The following is a 537-nucleotide window of genomic DNA, read 5'->3' as shown; positions in this document are numbered from 1 at the left end:
ATGTGCCAAAGTAGAAGTATGACCAACTACTTGAGGCGAGGAGTCCGAAATGAATATTACGACAATTGGCATGGATTTGGCAAAGAATGTGTTTGCGTTGCATGGAGTCGACGAGCGTGGCAATAAGGTGTTGTGCAAGTCGTTGCGGCGGGAACAAGTGGTTCCCTTCTTCACTCAGCTTCAACCTTGCGTAGTGGCAATGGAAGCCTGCGGCAGTTCCCATTTTTGGGCACGCAAGCTGCAGTCGTTGGGTCATACGGTAAAGTTGATTGCGCCCCAGTTTGTTAAGCCGTACGTCAAGGGCAACAAGCATGATGCGGCAGACGCGGCGGCGATCTGCGAAGCGTCCAGCCGACCCAGCATGCGCTATGTGTCAATCAAGACGGCAGACATGCAAGCGGTATTGGCATTGCATCGGGTGCGTAACGGCATGATCAAGGCAAGAACCGCGCAAGCCAATCAACTGCATGGGCTATTGGCGGAGTTTGGGATCGCCTTACCACAAGGCATGGCAAGATTGATGAGCGAAGTCAAAAT

Annotated in this window: 1 protein-coding gene; it reads left to right on the top strand. The window is 52.3% G+C overall.

What is annotated here, in order from left to right:
• Window positions 1-49: 49 nt before the first annotated feature.
• Window positions 50-537: IS110 family transposase (locus tag ACO0LM_RS28700; protein ID WP_423042358.1), on the top strand; the 488-nt coding region annotated here is incomplete at its 3' end.

Source organism: Undibacterium sp. Di26W, from assembly GCF_049340265.1.
Lineage (GTDB): Bacteria > Pseudomonadota > Gammaproteobacteria > Burkholderiales > Burkholderiaceae_D > Undibacterium.
Note: the sequence above shows the minus strand (reverse complement) of the source record. Positions and strands in the feature narration are given on the sequence as shown.